Source organism: Cupriavidus sp. GW823-FHT06D04 (assembly GCF_058795055.1).
Genome location: NZ_JBXAHL010000002.1, coordinates 261711 through 277543, shown reverse-complemented (window position 1 = coordinate 277543; position 15833 = coordinate 261711). Strand labels below are relative to the sequence as shown.

15 protein-coding genes are annotated in these 15833 nt (G+C 67.9%); 13 read left to right on the top strand and 2 right to left on the bottom strand.

What is annotated here, in order from left to right; translation table 11 throughout:
- Window positions 1-68 precede the first annotated feature (68 nt).
- The 13 genes from miaB to AC1Q7H_RS04930 all read left to right on the top strand — a co-directional run bounded on the left by miaB (window position 69) and on the right by AC1Q7H_RS04930 (window position 13828).
- The gene (gene miaB, locus AC1Q7H_RS04990) at window positions 69-1421 is read left to right on the top strand and encodes a tRNA (N6-isopentenyl adenosine(37)-C2)-methylthiotransferase MiaB (protein WP_013955607.1); all 1353 of its coding nucleotides are present in this window, start codon (window positions 69-71) and stop codon (window positions 1419-1421) included.
- Between the two features lie 33 nt (window positions 1422-1454).
- Window positions 1455-2453 (top strand): PhoH family protein, encoded by a 999-nt coding sequence (locus tag AC1Q7H_RS04985; RefSeq protein WP_013955606.1) that lies wholly within the window; start codon window positions 1455-1457, stop codon window positions 2451-2453.
- On the top strand, window positions 2454-3200 hold the full coding sequence (gene ybeY, locus AC1Q7H_RS04980) for an rRNA maturation RNase YbeY (protein WP_211980726.1): 747 nt from the start codon (window positions 2454-2456) through the stop codon (window positions 3198-3200).
- Window positions 3201-3344: 144 nt separating this feature from the next.
- Window positions 3345-4232, top strand: coding sequence for a CorC family transporter (locus tag AC1Q7H_RS04975; protein WP_035824582.1), 888 nt, complete (start codon window positions 3345-3347; stop codon window positions 4230-4232).
- Entirely contained in the window at window positions 4229-5839 is a 1611-nt protein-coding gene (gene lnt / locus AC1Q7H_RS04970; protein ID WP_211980725.1) for an apolipoprotein N-acyltransferase, read from the top strand. Before AC1Q7H_RS04975 ends, lnt begins: the two co-directional genes overlap by 4 nt.
- Before the next feature lie 590 nt (window positions 5840-6429).
- On the top strand, window positions 6430-7377 hold the full coding sequence (gene glyQ / locus AC1Q7H_RS04965; RefSeq protein ID WP_035824587.1) for a glycine--tRNA ligase subunit alpha: 948 nt from the start codon (window positions 6430-6432) through the stop codon (window positions 7375-7377).
- Window positions 7374-8003, top strand: a complete 630-nt coding sequence (locus tag AC1Q7H_RS04960; RefSeq protein WP_013955601.1) for a hypothetical protein — start codon at window positions 7374-7376, stop codon at window positions 8001-8003. Before glyQ ends, AC1Q7H_RS04960 begins: the two co-directional genes overlap by 4 nt.
- 36 nt (window positions 8004-8039) lie before the next feature.
- Window positions 8040-10163, top strand: a complete 2124-nt coding sequence (glyS, locus tag AC1Q7H_RS04955; RefSeq protein ID WP_492381003.1) for a glycine--tRNA ligase subunit beta — start codon at window positions 8040-8042, stop codon at window positions 10161-10163.
- A 21-nt stretch (window positions 10164-10184) separates the two neighbouring features.
- On the top strand, window positions 10185-10772 hold the full coding sequence (gmhB, locus tag AC1Q7H_RS04950) for a D-glycero-beta-D-manno-heptose 1,7-bisphosphate 7-phosphatase (RefSeq protein WP_013955599.1): 588 nt from the start codon (window positions 10185-10187) through the stop codon (window positions 10770-10772).
- Window positions 10773-10806: 34 nt separating this feature from the next.
- Window positions 10807-11571, top strand: coding sequence for a lysophospholipid acyltransferase family protein (locus AC1Q7H_RS04945; protein WP_011614553.1), 765 nt, complete (start codon window positions 10807-10809; stop codon window positions 11569-11571).
- On the top strand, window positions 11568-12419 hold the full coding sequence (locus AC1Q7H_RS04940) for a M48 family metallopeptidase (protein ID WP_013955598.1): 852 nt from the start codon (window positions 11568-11570) through the stop codon (window positions 12417-12419). The genes AC1Q7H_RS04945 and AC1Q7H_RS04940 overlap by 4 nt, the downstream gene beginning before the upstream one ends.
- An 83-nt stretch (window positions 12420-12502) precedes the next feature.
- Window positions 12503-12910 (top strand): lactoylglutathione lyase, encoded by a 408-nt coding sequence (gloA, locus tag AC1Q7H_RS04935; RefSeq protein WP_013955597.1) that lies wholly within the window; start codon window positions 12503-12505, stop codon window positions 12908-12910.
- A 12-nt stretch (window positions 12911-12922) separates the two neighbouring features.
- Complete coding sequence (locus AC1Q7H_RS04930; protein WP_035824599.1) at window positions 12923-13828, top strand: DMT family transporter; 906 nt, start codon at window positions 12923-12925, stop codon at window positions 13826-13828.
- Between the two features lie 52 nt (window positions 13829-13880).
- Here the strand turns inward: AC1Q7H_RS04930 and trpS are convergent, their stop codons facing one another.
- A complete protein-coding gene (gene trpS, locus AC1Q7H_RS04925) occupies window positions 13881-14915 on the bottom strand; it encodes a tryptophan--tRNA ligase (RefSeq protein ID WP_013955595.1) in 1035 nt (344 codons plus the stop codon).
- A 63-nt stretch (window positions 14916-14978) separates the two neighbouring features.
- Window positions 14979-15821, bottom strand: a complete 843-nt coding sequence (gene rsmA / locus AC1Q7H_RS04920; protein WP_035824601.1) for a 16S rRNA (adenine(1518)-N(6)/adenine(1519)-N(6))-dimethyltransferase RsmA — start codon at window positions 15819-15821, stop codon at window positions 14979-14981.
- Window positions 15822-15833 lie beyond the last annotated feature (12 nt).

Genomic DNA, 15833 nt, shown 5'->3' with positions numbered 1-15833 from the left:
GTGCCCCACGCGCCGGCCGTGTTGTTGCAACACCCTGATGCCCCCAGGTCAACCACTGAGATCGGCATATGAAGAAAGTTTTCGTCAAGACGTACGGCTGCCAGATGAACGAGTACGACTCGGGCAAGATGGTCGACGTCCTCAACGCCAGCCAGGGGCTGGAACCCACCGACAACGTCGAAGACGCCGACGTGATCCTGTTCAACACCTGCTCGGTGCGCGAGAAGGCGCAGGAGAAGGTGTTCTCGGAACTGGGCCGGATGAAGGCGCTCAAAGCCGTCAAACCCGACCTGGTGATCGGCGTGGGCGGTTGCGTGGCCAGCCAGGAAGGCGCCAGCATCGTCTCGCGCGCGCCGTATGTCGACGTGGTGTTCGGCCCGCAGACGCTGCACCGCCTGCCCGACCTGATCGCGCGCCGCCAGCGCACCGGCCAGTCGCAGGTGGACATCTCCTTCCCCGAGATCGAGAAGTTCGACCACCTGCCGCCGGCGCGCGTGGAAGGCCCGAGTGCCTTCGTCTCGATCATGGAGGGCTGCTCCAAGTACTGCAGCTATTGCGTGGTGCCCTACACCCGTGGCGAAGAAGTGTCGCGCCCGTTCGAGGACGTGCTGGCCGAAGTTGCCGGCCTGGCCGAACAGGGCGTGCGTGAAGTCACGCTGCTGGGCCAGAACGTCAACGCCTACCGCGGCAAGATGGGCGACACCACCGAGATCGCCGACTTTGCGCTGCTGATCGAGTACGTGGCCGAGATCCCCGGCATCGAGCGCATCCGCTACACCACCAGCCACCCGAAGGAATTCACCTCGCGCCTGGTCGAGCTGTACGGCCGCTGCGACAAGCTGGTCAACCACCTGCACCTGCCGGTGCAGCATGCGTCCGACCGCATCCTGATGGCGATGAAGCGCGGCTACAGCGTGCTGGAGTACAAGAGCATCATCCGCAAGCTGCGCGTGCTGCGCCCGGACATGTCGATGTCGTCGGACTTTATCGTGGGCTTTCCCGGTGAGACCGATGCCGACTTCGAGAAGCTGATGGCGATGATCGAAGAGATCGGCTACGACACCTCGTTCTCGTTCATCTTCAGCCCGCGCCCGGGCACGCCCGCTGCCAACCTGCACGACGACACCCCGCACGAGGTCAAGCTGCGCCGGCTGCAGCGCCTGCAGGCCACTATCGAGGAAAACGTGCAGCGCATCAGCCAGAACATGGTCGGCACGGTGCAGCGCATCCTGGTGGAAGGCCCTGCGCGCAAGGATCCGACCGAGCTGCACGGCCGCACCGAGAACAACCGCGTGGTCAACTTCGCGCTGCCGGGCGTGCCCCAGGCAGGCCGCGACCGGCTGGTCGGCCAACTGGTCGACGTGAGCATCACGCAGGCGTTCCCGCACTCGCTGCGCGGCGAGATCGTGGTTCGGCAGTAACCAGGCACTATCCAGCGAGGCCATCGCCAACTGATGAAAGTCCCATCCGCAGAATTCGTCGCCCCCAAGGACGACAACACCCGGCTGCAGAACCTGTGCGGGCCGCTCGACGAAAACCTGCGCCAGATCGAGCAGGCGCTGGACGTGAACATCCAGCGTCGCGGCCACCGCATGACGGTGCGCGGCGGCAACGCGCAGGATGCGGCAACGGCGCTGGAGCGCTTCTACAACCAGGCGCGTACGCCGCTGTCGATCGACGACGTGCAGCTGGGCCTGGTGGAAACGCGCCAGCTGTCCGCGCATGGCAGCTACCTGCCTGGCAACGGCGGCGATGTCGAGGATCGCGAGATCGGCGACGAATCGCCGGTGCTGCACACGCGCCGCACCGGCCTGCAGGGCCGCACCGTGGCGCAGCGCGACTACCTGCGCAATATCCTGTCGCACGACCTGACCATGGGCATCGGCCCGGCCGGCACAGGCAAGACCTACCTGGCGGTGGCGTGCGCGGTCGATGCGCTGGAGCGCGATGCGGTCAAGCGCATCGTGCTGACGCGCCCGGCGGTGGAGGCCGGCGAGCGCCTGGGCTTCCTGCCCGGCGACCTGGCGCAGAAGGTCGACCCTTACCTGCGCCCGCTGTACGACGCCCTGTATGACCTGCTCGGCTTCGACCGCACGCAGAAGATGTTCGATCGGCAGATGATCGAGATCGCGCCGCTCGCCTACATGCGCGGGCGCACGCTGAACCATGCCTTCATCATCCTGGACGAGGCGCAGAACACCACCCCCGAGCAGATGAAGATGTTCCTCACACGCATCGGCTTCGGCTCGAAGGCGGTGATCACCGGCGACATCACCCAGATCGACCTGCCCCGCGGGCAGAAGAGCGGCCTGGTGGAAGCGCAGCTCGTGCTGCGCGACGTGCGCGGCATTGCCTGCACCCGCTTTACCAGCATCGACGTGGTGCGCCATCCGCTGGTGGCCCGCATCGTCGATGCCTATGACGAATACCACGCCCAGCACAAGGACGCTTAATTGAAATCCCAGAAATCCAAGTCTTCCGCCGTGAGCCTGACCCTGTTCGACGGCGACGGCCGCGCGCGCAAGAGCGCCGCGCACGCGCTGCGCGTGCAACTGCCCGACGGCCGCAGCCTGACGCTGGACCTGTCGCAGGCCGCCGACGGCGTGGTGGCGCTGCTGGCCGAGCACACCGACACCAACCAGCAGGCCGGCCTGCTGGTGCGCCCGGACAACCACGACTCGCTGTCGGTGGCCGTGACCGCCACGCCGGTGGTCACCACCACCGGCACGCCGGCCACGCCGCCGGCGCTGGAGCTGGAGGTCCAGCACGGCGACGGCGTCGGCAAGGGCGATGGCCTGCCGGCGCGCCGCAAGATCGAAACCTGGGTCAAGTCGGCACTGTATGCCGATGCCGCACTGACCATCCGCTTTGTCGGCGAGGAAGAGGGGCGCACGCTGAACCGCACCTACCGCGGCAAGGACTACGCCACCAACGTGCTGACCTTTGCCTATGCGGAAAACGAAGCCGATCCGGTCACGGGCGATATCGTGCTGTGCTGCCCGGTGGTGGAAGCCGAGGCGCGCGAGCAGCGCAAGCCGCTGGAAGCGCACTATGCGCATCTGATCGTGCACGGCGTGCTGCACGCGCAAGGCTACGAGCACGAGGAAGACGCCGAGGCCGAGGAAATGGAAGCGATCGAGACCGAGACGCTGCAGGCGCTGGGCTACGCCGATCCCTACCAGGGCGACCGCACCGCGTGATTTCCGCGTGATCCCTCTCTCACACGCGGCGCCGGTCGGGCGCCGCCTGCTGCACATATGGTCTCAGGCGACCGCCCGCCGTCACGGGACGGTCAGGCTTTTAGTGTATCCTTCAGACGATCTCCACCACGCGCTCGCCGCGAAATGAACGACCCTTATCCCAGTTCGAAGCCCGCTTACCTGAAGCAGGCCGATCGGCCCAGATCGCTTCTCGAACGCCTGTCAGACCTGATTTCCCCTGAGCCGGACACCCGCGCGGAATTGCTCGAAGTGCTCCAGGAAGCGCATGAGCGCAACCTGATCGACGCCGACTCGCTGTCGATGATCGAGGGCGTGTTCCAGGTCTCCGAACTGACCGCGAGCGACATCATGGTGCCGCGCGCGCAGATGGATATGGTCAATATCGCGGACGCCCCGGAGGCGTTCATCCCCTTCATGCAGCAGACCGCGCACTCGCGCTTCCCGGTCTACGAAGGCAGCCGTGACAACATCATCGGCATCCTGCTGGCCAAGGACCTGCTGCGCTACTACACCGACCCCGCCTTCGACCTGCGCGAGACCCTGCGCCCGGCGGTGTTCATCCCCGAGTCCAAGCGCCTGAACATCCTGCTGCGCGACTTCCGCATCAACCGCAACCATATCGCCATGGTCGTCGACGAGTACGGCGGCGTGGCCGGCCTGGTGACGATCGAGGACGTGCTGGAGCAGATCGTGGGCGACATCGAGGATGAGTTCGACCTGGACGAAGACCAGGACAATATCCTGCCAATGCCCGACGGCAGCTGGCGCGTGCACGGCCTGACCGAGATCGCCCAGTTCAACGAGGCCTTCGGTACCGCCTTCTCCGACCACGATGTCGATACCGTGGGCGGGCTGCTGTCCAACCACGTGGGCCACGTGCCCCACCGCGGCGAGGTCATCACCCTGCCGCCGATCCGCTTCGAGGTGCTGCGCGCCGACGCGCGGCAGGTGCACCTGCTGCAGGTGCACCGCGAATCCAACGGCGACAACGCGGGCGCGGCCGGCGCATGAAGCGTTCCGCCCCGGTCCTCAACGGCGCCGCCGCTGCCGACGCCGCCCCGACAGGCGTGCCTGGCACGCGCGCGCGTTCGCGCGCAGCGACCATGGTGCGGCTGCTGCTGGCCGGCGTGCTCGGCATCGCCCATACGCAAGCCTTTGCCCCCCATGACTGGTGGTGGCTGCAGATCCTGTCGCTGGCCGGCCTGGCCGCGCTGATGGCCGACGCGCCGCGCGCGCGCCTGGCCGCCGCCACTGGCTATGCCTTCGGGCTGGGCTGGTTCCTGTCCGGCATCTGGTGGCTCTATATCAGCATGCACGTCTACGGCGAGATGCCGGCGTGGATGGCCGCGCTGGCGGTGGTGCTGTTCTCGGGCTTCCTGTCGCTCTACCCGGCGCTGGCCGGCGCGCTGTGGCATCGGCTGACGGCGCGCCTGCCGGGGGCCACGCTGCTGGCGCCGCTGGCCTTCGGCGCTGCCTGGGGTCTCGCCGAATGGCTGCGCGGCGTGGTGTTTACCGGCTTCCCGTGGCTGTCGGGCGGGTATGCCCATGCCGATGGCCCGCTGGCCGGCTTCGCGCCGCTCGTTGGCGTGTACGGCATCGGCGCCCTGGCCGCCGCGGTGGCGGCACTGCTGGCGGCTGCCGTACGCGGACTGGGCCGCGGTGAACGCGGCCGGGCGCTGGGCGCGCTGGCACTGGCACTGGCCCTGCCCGCTGCGGGCGCAGCGCTGGCGCCGCTGGCCTGGACCACGCCCGCCGGCAAGCCGCTGTCGGTGCGGCTGCTGCAAGGCAACGTGGCCCAGGACATCAAGTTCGAGCCCGCCGGCATCCAGCGCTCGATCGAGCTGTACCGCGACATGATCACCGCCGCGCCGGCCGACCTGGTGGTCACGCCGGAAACCGCGTTCCCAGTCATCCTGCAAGAGCTGCCGGTCGACGTGGCCGTGGCGGTGCGCGACTACGCGCTGGCCAGCGGCACTACGGTGCTGTTCGGCGCCGCCGGCGCCGACTCCCCGGTGGACTTCACCAACAGCGTCTTCGGCCTGGGCCCCGAGACCGAACGCCTGTACCGCTACAACAAGCACCACCTGGTGCCGTTCGGCGAATTTATCCCGCTGGGGTTCCGCTGGTTCGTCGACATGATGAAGATGCCGCTGGGCGACTTCCGCCGCGGCGGGCTCGACCAGGCCTCGCTGCCGGTGCGCGGCGTGCGCGTGGCGCCCAATATCTGCTACGAGGATCTGTTCGGCGAGGAAATCGCGCAGACGCTGCGCCAGCAGCCGGCGCCGGCCAATGTCCTGGCCAACCTGACCAACCTGGCGTGGTTCGGCGACACCATCGCGCTGGACCAGCATCTGCAGATCTCGCGCATGCGCGCGCTGGAAACGCGCCGGCCGATGCTGCGCTCGACCAATACCGGCATGACCGCGGTGGTACGCCCGGATGGCTCGGTGCAGCAACGCCTGCCGACCTTCACGGTCGGCACGCTGGCGGCCGAGGTGCAGGGCATGCAGGGGCTGACGCCCTATATCCGCTGGGGGAACGCGCCAGTGCTGGCGCTGTTTGCGCTGGTGCTGGGGATGGCTGCCTGGCGTGCGCGCAAGCTGCGCGGCACAAGCTGAAGGCACAGGCAGAAGCAGGCACCGGACGCGGCGGGATCGCCGCCGCCGTCCGGCGCTTGATTGCGGTGCCGGTTGTGGCGCCTCAGGTGAGCGCCAGCCGGTTCAGCCCAGCAGCCCGGTCGCCACGGACACGGTGGCCGCGGCGATCATGACCGCGATTGCGACCAGGTAAGGTTTGCGAGAAAGAAGTGCCATGATGCCAAGTCCCCATCAATATCAGTTACCGACAAACGGCTACTGCGGTGCCAGCCAGCAGCCGCCGTGCCCGCCATGCCGGTACGGACTGTCAACCGCAACGCTCTGAAACGGGTTGCTTACTCATACTGTATACAAAAACACTATCGGCTAGCAGCGGCCAAACCTGAAATCCGCCTCAGTATTTTCCCGATGCGTTGCGTAGGGCCGACATTGGCAAGCATGTTCAGCCACCGGTGCGTGCCCTAGCCGGCCCTGCCAAAAGGGGCGCCTTGCCAAAAAGCCGATAGAATTCAGGGTTTGGCAAAATCCGCATGCGCCGGCTCCGGCACGCGCTGCGGGGCCTGCATGCCGGGCGGCGCTACCGCGCCCGGGTGCCTCTACCTAGTCTTCATATGCTGACCTTCCAACAAATGATTCTGACCCTGCAGGCCTATTGGGACCGGCAGGGCTGCGCGCTGTTGCAACCCATCGATCTGGAGGTCGGCGCCGGCACATCCCACGTACACACCTTCCTGCGCGCGCTCGGCCCCGAGCCGTGGCGCGCCGCCTACGTGCAGCCGTCGCGCCGCCCCAAGGACGGCCGCTATGGCGAGAACCCCAACCGCCTGCAGCACTACTACCAGTACCAGGTGGTGCTCAAGCCCGCGCCCGAGAACATTCTGGAGCTGTACCTGGGCTCGCTCGAGGCGCTCGGCCTGGACCTCAAGCAGAACGACATCCGCTTCGTCGAGGACGACTGGGAGAACCCCACGCTGGGCGCCTGGGGCCTGGGCTGGGAAGTCTGGCTCAACGGCATGGAAGTGACGCAGTTCACCTACTTCCAGCAGGTGGGCGGGATCGACTGCAAGCCCATCACCGGCGAGATCACCTACGGCATCGAACGCCTGGCGATGTACCTGCAGAAGGTCGAGAACGTCTTTGACCTGATCTGGACCGAGTGGGTCGAGAACGGCGAGACGCGCCGCCTGACCTATGGCGACGTGTACCACCAGAATGAAGTCGAGCAGTCGACCTACAACTTCGAGCACAGCAACACCGAGATCCTGTTCCGCCATTTCGCCGAGCACGAAGGCGAGGCCAAGCGGCTGATGGGCAATGGCGACGGCGCCGAGGAAGGCCAGGCCGCCGGCACGCGCCTGGCGCTGCCCGCCTACGAGCAGGTGCTCAAGGCCGCCCACACTTTCAACCTGCTGGACGCGCGCGGCGCGATCTCGGTGACCGAGCGCGCGGCGTATATCGGCCGCATCCGCAACCTGTCGCGCCAGGTGGCACAGGCTTACTACGACTCGCGCGAGGCCCTCGGCTTCCCAATGTGCAGCAACGGCGGAGCCCGGGCATGACGCAACTGGCGCGCAGCGCGTTGTGCTGCGCCATGGCGACCGCCGCGCTCGCCGCCGCCGGCAATGCCATCGGCGCGCGCGCGCAGGCGGCACCCAGCGCGCAGGCGCTGATGCTGCCGGCGGAGCTGAGCAATGTGTGCGAGGCCGACCCGCAGGCGCTGCAGCTGGCCATGGCGCGCCAATGGCGCCCGTCGCTGAACGCGCTCGACCAGTGGACGCAGCTGGTGCGCTCGTTCTCGTGCGACCTGTCCGGCCAGCGCGACCTGGGATGGCACCGCGTGCCGCTGCGCGCCTATGAAAGCGCGATCCGCTATCCGCTGACGTGGGTGGAGATGGAGACCCACAACGGCCGCACCCGCCGCACGGTCAAGACCTACCACTCGGCGGCGCAGCTGCCGCCGAAGATCGATTTCTGGGTGGGCGGGCGCATCGACGAGATCCGCTACGACAAGCGCCTGCGCCGCATCGACGCGCGCTTCCCGGCTGCAGGCAGCCGCGGTGGCAGCAACGGCGCGGCCAGCGCCGCAGCGGCCGCGCAATGCGCCTACACCACGCTGCAATTCCGACAACAGAACGGCCTGTGGCTGCTGTCCGGAGTAGAACCTAATCTTTCGCCGCGCTGCTGATAAGCGGCGCGCGCTACAACTTGCTGGATACGATTCATGTCGCAACCCATGACCGACTCGCTGCTGATCGAACTGTTCACCGAAGAACTGCCACCCAAGGCGCTGGGGCGCCTGGGCGACGCCTTCGCGCAGGGCCTGTTCGCCGGCCTGGGCGAGCGCGACCTGCTTGAACCGGGCGCCACCGTGACGCCGTTCGCCACCCCGCGCCGCCTGGCCGCGCTGGTGTCGGGCGTGCGCCGCAGCGCGCCGGACCGCGAGCAGCGCGAGAAGGTCCTGCCGCTGTCGGTGGCGCTGGACGCCAACGGCGAGCCCACCGCGCCGCTGGCCAAGAAGCTGGCCGCGCTGGCCAAGTCGGTCGGCGTCGCCGAGATCGACTGGCAGTCGCTGGAGCGCGCCTCCGACGGCAAGGCCGAGGCCTTCTTCTACCGCTATACCGCACGCGGCGCCGAACTGGCTGCCGCGGTGCAGGCAGCGCTGGAAGACACCATTGCGAAGCTGCCGATCCCCAAGGTCATGAGCTACCAGCGTCCGGACGGCAGCACGGTGCATTTCGTGCGCCCGGCGCACAGCCTGATCGCACTGTTCGGCGCCGAGATCCTGCCGGTGACGCTGCTGGGGCTGCAGGCCAGCAACCTGACCCAGGGCCACCGCTTCCTGTCGCACGGCAGGATCGAGATCGCACATGCCAACGACTATGCGCAGCAGCTGGAGTCCGCCGGCCACGTGGTGGCCAGCTATGCCGAGCGCCGCGAGCGCATGCGCGCCGCGCTGCTCAAGGAAGCCGGCGCCGACCAGGTGATCATGCCCGATTCGCTGCTCGATGAAGTCAACTCGCTGGTGGAATGGCCGGTGGTCTATGCCTGCCATTTCGAGGAAGCCTTCCTGGCGGTGCCGCAGGAATGCCTGATCCTGACCATGCAGACCAACCAGAAGTACTTTGCGCTGACCGATGCCGACGGCCACCTGCGCAACCGCTTCCTGATCGTGTCGAACCTGGCCACCGAGACGCCGCAGTCGATCATCACCGGCAACGAGCGCGTGGTGCGCCCGCGCCTGGCCGATGCCAAGTTCTTCTTCGACCAGGACCGCAAGAAGACGCTGGCGTCGCGCGTGCCGCAGCTGGCCAGCGTGGTCTACCACAACAAGATCGGCACCCAGCTGGACCGCGTGCAGCGCCTGCAGCAGATCGCCGGCCATATCGCCGACGCGCTCAACGACAGCGGCGTGCCCACCGACAAGGCCGCCGCGATGCGCGGCGCCGAACTGGCCAAGGCCGACCTGCTGACCGACATGGTCGGCGAGTTCCCCGAGCTGCAGGGCACCATGGGCACGTACTACGCCCGTCACGATGACGAGGCCGAAGACGTGGCACTGGCCTGCTCCGAACACTACCGTCCGCGCTTTGCCGGCGATGCGCTGCCCGCAGGCGCGGTCAGCACCGCCGTGGCGCTGGCCGACAAGCTCGAGACCCTGGTCGGGATCTGGGGCATCGGCCTGCAGCCCACCGGCGAGAAGGACCCGTTCGCGCTGCGCCGCCATGCGCTTGGCATCCTGCGCATGCTGATCGAAAAGCCGCTGGCGCTGTCGCTGTCGTCGCTGCTGGCGCTGACGCAGCACGCCTTTGCCGGCATCGCTGCAGTCAAGCCGGCACCCGAGGCAATCGCCGACTTCCTGTACGACCGCGTGCGCGGCTACCTGAAGGACAAGGGCTACACCACCAACGAAGTCGAGGCCGTGGTCAGCCTGCGCCCGGACCAGCTGCATGACATCCTGGGCCGCATGGAGGCAGTGCGCACCTTTGCCGCGCTGCCCGAGGCCGAGGCCCTGGCCGCCGCCAACAAGCGCATCACCAACATCCTGCGCAAGAACACCGAGCCGGTCGGCGCGGTCGATCCGGCGCTGTTCCAGGAAGAGGCAGAAGGCGCGCTGCACGCCGCCATCGAGCGCGTGCGCCCGGCCGTGGAAGCAGCCTTCGCCAGCGGCGATTTCACCGCCGCGCTGCGCGACCTGGCCCAGCTGCGCGATGCCGTCGACCGCTTCTTCAATGATGTGATGGTGATGGCCGAGGACGCGCAGCTGCGCGCCAACCGCCTGGCGCTGCTGGCTTCGCTGCATGCGATGGCCAACCGCGTGGCCGACATCTCCAAGCTGGCCGCCTGATCTCAGCCACCGGAGCCGCACATGCCGCAGACGCCGCCCAAGTTTGTCATCCTGGACCGCGACGGGGTGGTCAACCTCGACAGCGACCAGTTCATCAAGACGCCCGATGAATGGGTGCCGATCGACGGGAGCCTGGAGGCCATCGCCGCGCTGAACCAGGCCGGCTACCGCGTGATCCTCGCCAGCAACCAGTCCGGCATCGGCCGCGGGCTGTTCGAGATGAGCGCGCTCAACGCCATGCACGAGAAGATGCACACGTTGCTCGCGCGCCTGGGCGGGCGCGTCGACGCGGTGTTCTTCTGCCCGCATACCGCCGCGGACGGTTGCGACTGCCGCAAGCCCAAGCCGGGCATGCTGGAGCAGATCAGCGAGCGCTTCGGCATCGAGCTCCGCGGCGTGCCCATCGTTGGCGATTCGTTGCGCGACCTGGAAGCCGGCGTGGCGGTTGGCTGCGCGCCGCACCTGGTGCGCAGCGGCAAAGGCCAGAAGACCTTCGACCAGGGTGGCCTGCCGCCGGGCACTCAGGTACACGACGACCTGCGCGCGTTTGCACGCTGGCTGACCGGCAACGGCGGCGCACAGCGCCCGCCCGCTCATAGCGCCGGCTGACCGCCCGCATCCATTCCCTATTCGCGCCCCCCGCATGACGTTTCTTCGTTCCCTGTTGTTTGCGCTGTACCTGCTGGTGCTGACGCCACCCTACGCCTGCGCCTGCTTCCTGGTGTTCCCGTTCATGAATGCCGACCAGCGCTTCCGCTTCGTGCGCGGCTGGCCCCTGCTGGTGATCTGGGCCGCGCGCGGCATCTGCGGCATCCAGTACCGCATCGAAGGCCATGAGCATATGGACGTGATGCTCGACAAGCCGGTGGTGCTGCTGTCCAAGCACCAGTCGGCCTGGGAAACCGTGGCCTACGTGGCGCTGATGCCCAAGCCGCTGTGCTTCGTGTTCAAGCGCGAGCTGCTGCTGGTGCCGTTCTTCGGCTGGGCGCTGGGCATGCTGAAGATGGTCCATATCAACCGCAAGGAAGGCACCCGCGCTTTCGCCTCGGCCGCGCGCCAGGGCCGCGAGCGGCTGGCCGAAGGCGCCTGGATCATCATGTTCCCGGAAGGCACGCGCACGCCTTCGGGCCTGGAGAAGGCGCGCTACAAGAGCGGCGGCGCGCGCCTGGCGGTGGAAACCGGCGCCTGGGTGCTGCCGATGGCGGTCAACTCGGGCCGGGTGTGGCCGCGCAATTCGTTCCTGAAGCACCCGGGCATGGTGACGATCTCGGTCGGCCCGGCAATCGCCTCGGCCAACAAGACCGCGGACCAGCTCAACCAGGAGGTGGCGGAATGGATCGAGCGCGACATGCGCCGCATCGATCCGCAGAGCTACCGGAGCGCGGCTCCGGGCGGGCCCGCCGCATGAAGCTGCTGCGACCTGACGCCGACGGCGCGCAGCTGGAGCTGCCGCTGGCGGAGTCCGCCCAGGCGCCGCAGCCAGCCCCGCTTGCGCAGGAGCCCCCGCAGCAGCCCGCATGGCCGGTGCCGCAACCCAATGCTCGCCTGCTGCGCATCGGCGAACGGCCGCTGCATTACACGCTCAAGCGCTCGGCGCGCCGCACCATCGGCTTCACCATCGACGACCGCGGCCTGTCGATCACGGCGCCGCGCTGGGTCACGCTGGCGGACATCGAGTTGGCCATCCTGGAAAAACAGCGCTGGATCTTCAACAAGCTGGGCGAGTGGCGCCACCGCGAGTCGCGCCGCATCCTGCCCACGGTGCAATGGCGCGACGGCGCCAGCCTGCCCTTCCTGGGGCAGCCGCTGACGCTGTCGCTGGAGTCGCCGCTCGGCGCGCTGCTGTTCGATGCCGACCGCCGCGTGCTGCACCTGGCGCTGCCGGGCCATGCCGACGAGCAGCAGATCAAGGACCGAGTGCAAGGCTGGCTGCAGCAGCAGGCGCGCCGGCTGCTGGCCGAGCGGCTCGATATCTACGCCGACAAGCTGGGCGTGCGCCACACCGGCTTTGCGCTGACCTCGGCCGCCACGCGCTGGGGCAGCTGCACCGCCGACGGCAAGATCCGGCTGAACTGGCGCCTGATGCATTTCCCGCTGTCGATGATCGACTATGTCGCCGCGCACGAGCTGGCGCACCTGAAGGAAATGAACCACGGCCCGCGCTTCTGGCAGACCGTGGAATCGATCTTCCCCGAGTTCCGCGATGCGCGCGCGCAACTGCGGGCACACCCGCCCGAGCTGTTGCCGACCTTCTGAGCGGGCGGAAGCGGGCCGGTAGGTTTCGGCCAAACGCACTAAAATGGCGCCTTCCTATACCTAAAACAGTTGAAGGCCCTCAAATGCGACTCCTCCACACCATGCTGCGCGTCGGCGACATGCAGCGCTCCATCGATTTCTACACGCGCGTGCTCGGCATGCAGCTGCTGCGCCAGAGCGACAACCCTGAATACAAGTACCGCCTCGCCTTTGTCGGCTACGGCCCCGAGAGCGAGACCGCGGTGCTGGAGCTGACCTACAACTACGGCGTCGACCAATATGACCTGGGCACGGCCTACGGCCATATCGCGCTGGAAACCGACGATGCCGCGGCCGCGTGCGAGCGCATCCGCACCGCCGGGGGCAAGGTTGTGCGCGAAGCCGGCCCGGTCAAGGGCGGCACCACCGTGATCGCCTTTGTCGAAGACCCGGACGGCTACAAGATCGAGCTGATCGAGCGCCATTCCACCCGCGACGCCAGCCGTCCCTGACGCACGCTCGCCATGAGCACGCAAAGCCTGGCCCGGCAGCCGCTCGACGGCTTCGCCGTGGGCCTGATGGTGGTGCTGTGCGCCGCCTGGGGCCTGCAGCAGGTGGTGATCAAGGTCACCGCGCCGCTGATGGGCGCGGTGCTGCAGGCGGGCGTGCGCTCGGCAGTGGCGGCGTTGCTGGTGTTCGGCTTTGCCGCCTGGCGCGGCACGCCGCTGTGGCGGCGCGACGGCACGCTGAACGCCGGCTTGCTGGCCGGGCTGCTGTTCGGCGCGGAGTTCTTCTGCATCTTCGTCGGGCTGGGCCACACCACCGCCTCGCGCATGGCGGTGTTCCTGTACACCGCGCCGATCTTCACCGCGCTGGGACTGCATTTCGTGGTGCTGGGCGAGCGGTTGCAAACCGGGCAATGGCTGGGCGTGGCACTCGCGTTCGCGGGCATGGCGCTGGCCTTTGCCGATGGCATTGCCGCGCCGTCGGCGCAGGGCAGCACGCTGCTGGGCGATGCGCTTGGCATCCTCGCCGGCGCACTGTGGGCCGCCACCACCGTGGTGGTGCGCGCCAGCCCGCTGGCCAGCGCCCCGGCCAGCAAGACCCTGCTGTACCAGTTGGGGGTATCCGCGGTGATGCTGCTGGCGATGGCGGTGGCCGCCGGCCAGACCGCAACCGTGCAGATCGACGGGGTGGTGCTGGCGAGCCTGTTCTACCAATCAGTGCTGATCGCGTTTGCCAGCTACCTGACCTGGTTCTGGCTGCTGCGGCGCTACCTGGCGTCGCGGCTGTCGGTGTTTTCCTTCCTGACGCCGCTGTTCGGGGTCGCCTTCGGCGTGGTGCTGATGCACGACGCGGTGGGCCCGCGCTTTGCCGTGGCGGCACTCCTGGTGCTGGCCGGCATCGTGCTGGTCAATCGCCGCGCCTGAGCGGCGCGGCTAGCGTAATACGGCGGCGACCGGAGCCGCCGCTGCCTGACGCTCAGCGGCGTGCCTCGAACGAGAACATGCCGAGCGCGTCGCGCACTTCGTCCAGCGTCTGCTGGGTCAGTGCGCGCGCCTTCGCGGTGCCCTGGCGCAGGATGTCGAACACATAGTCCGGATCCTTGGCCAGTTCTTCACGGCGCGCGCGGATCGGGGCCAGCATGTCCTGCAGGACGCCCTCGACGCGGCGCTTGAGCACCATGTCGCCCAGGCCGCCCTTCTGGTAGTGCTCCTTCAGCGCCTTGACTTCCTCGGTGTTGGGGTCGAACGCATCCAGGTAGGTGAACACCACGTTGCCCTCGACCTGGCCCGGGTCCGACACGCGCAGGTGATTGGGGTCGGTGTACATGCTGTGCACGGCGGCCTTGATCTGCTCGGGCGAGGCCCCCAGCGCGATCGCGTTGCCCAGCGACTTGCTCATCTTGGCCTTGCCGTCCACGCCAGGCAGGCGGCCGAACTCGGGGATCAGGGCCTTGCATTCGGGCAGCACTTCGCGGCCGACCTGGTGGTTGATGCGGCGCACGATCTCGTTGGTCTGCTCGATCAGCGGCGCCTGGTCTTCGCCCACCGGCACCACATGGGCCTTGAAGGCGGTGATGTCCGCGGCCTGCGATGCCGGGTAGCACAGGAAGCCCGCCGGGATGTCGCGGCCAAAGCCACGCGCCTGGATCTCTTCCTTGATGGTCGGGTTGCGCTCAAGCCGCGCCACCGTGACAAAGTTCAGGTACATCAGCGTCAGCTCGGCCAGCGCCGGCAGGTGCGACTGCACGGTGATGGTGGTCTTGGCCGGGTCGATGCCCACTGCCAGATAGTCCAGCGCCACTTCCAGCACGTTGCGGCGCACCTTGTCGGGATCGTGCGCGTTGTCGGTCATGGCCTGGGTGTCGGCCAGCAGCACGTATTGCTCATGCGAGTCCTGCAGCACCACGCGGCTCTTCAGCGAGCCGACATAGTGGCCAAGGTGCAGCGGGCCGGTGGGACGGTCGCCGGTCAGGATCACGGGACGCCGGTTGGTTTGGGTCTGGGCTGTCATGGGACGGTCTTGCACGAAATAGTCGCGGGAAATTCGGGATTCGGGAATCGGGTTGCGCGGACCTCAGGCGGCCTGTCCGGCCTGGCCGGATGGCGTACCACCCAGGCGCCGGGCCAGTTCGACATACTCGCCAACGGGCACTTCCTCGGCGCGGCGGCCAAGGTCGAAGCCCATCGCATCGAAGTCGACCTGGTCGCGCAGGAACGAGAGCGTGTTGCGCAGCACCTTGCGCCGCTGCGAGAACGCCGCGGTGACCACGTCGCCCAGCACGGTGATGTCGCAATCGGCATGCGGCGAACGCAGCCGGCCATCGAGGTGGCGCGGCCAGGGGATCATACGCACCACGGCGGAATCGACCTTGGGCGGCGGGTTGAAGCTGCCCGGCGGCACGTCGAGCACATGCTCCATGTAGTAGCGGACCTGCAGCATGATCGACAGCCGGCCGAAGGCCTTGCTGCCGGGCTCGGCCACCATGCGCTCCACCACTTCCTTCTGCAGCATGAAGTGCTGGTCGCGCACCTGGTCGGCGAAGTCCATCAGGTGGAACAGCAGCGGGCTGGAAATGTTGTACGGCAGGTTGCCGACGATGCGCAGCGGCCGCCCCGGCACCTCCAGCTTGCCGAAGTCGAAGTCCAGCGCGTCGCCGGCGTGGACCTGCAGACGCTCGCCGTAGCGGCGGCGCAGGCGCTCGACCAGGTCGCGGTCGAGTTCCACCACCTGCATCTGCGGGATCCGTTCGAGCAGCGGGGTGGTCAGCGCGCCCAGGCCGGGACCGATCTCGACCAGCACGTCGTCGGCCTGCGGGCTGATGGCATTGACGATGCCGTGGATGATGGTGTCGTCGACCAGGAAGTTCTGCCCGAATCGTTTGCGGGCCACATGGCCCTGGTGCACGTTTGAACGCATGGGTTATTCGTC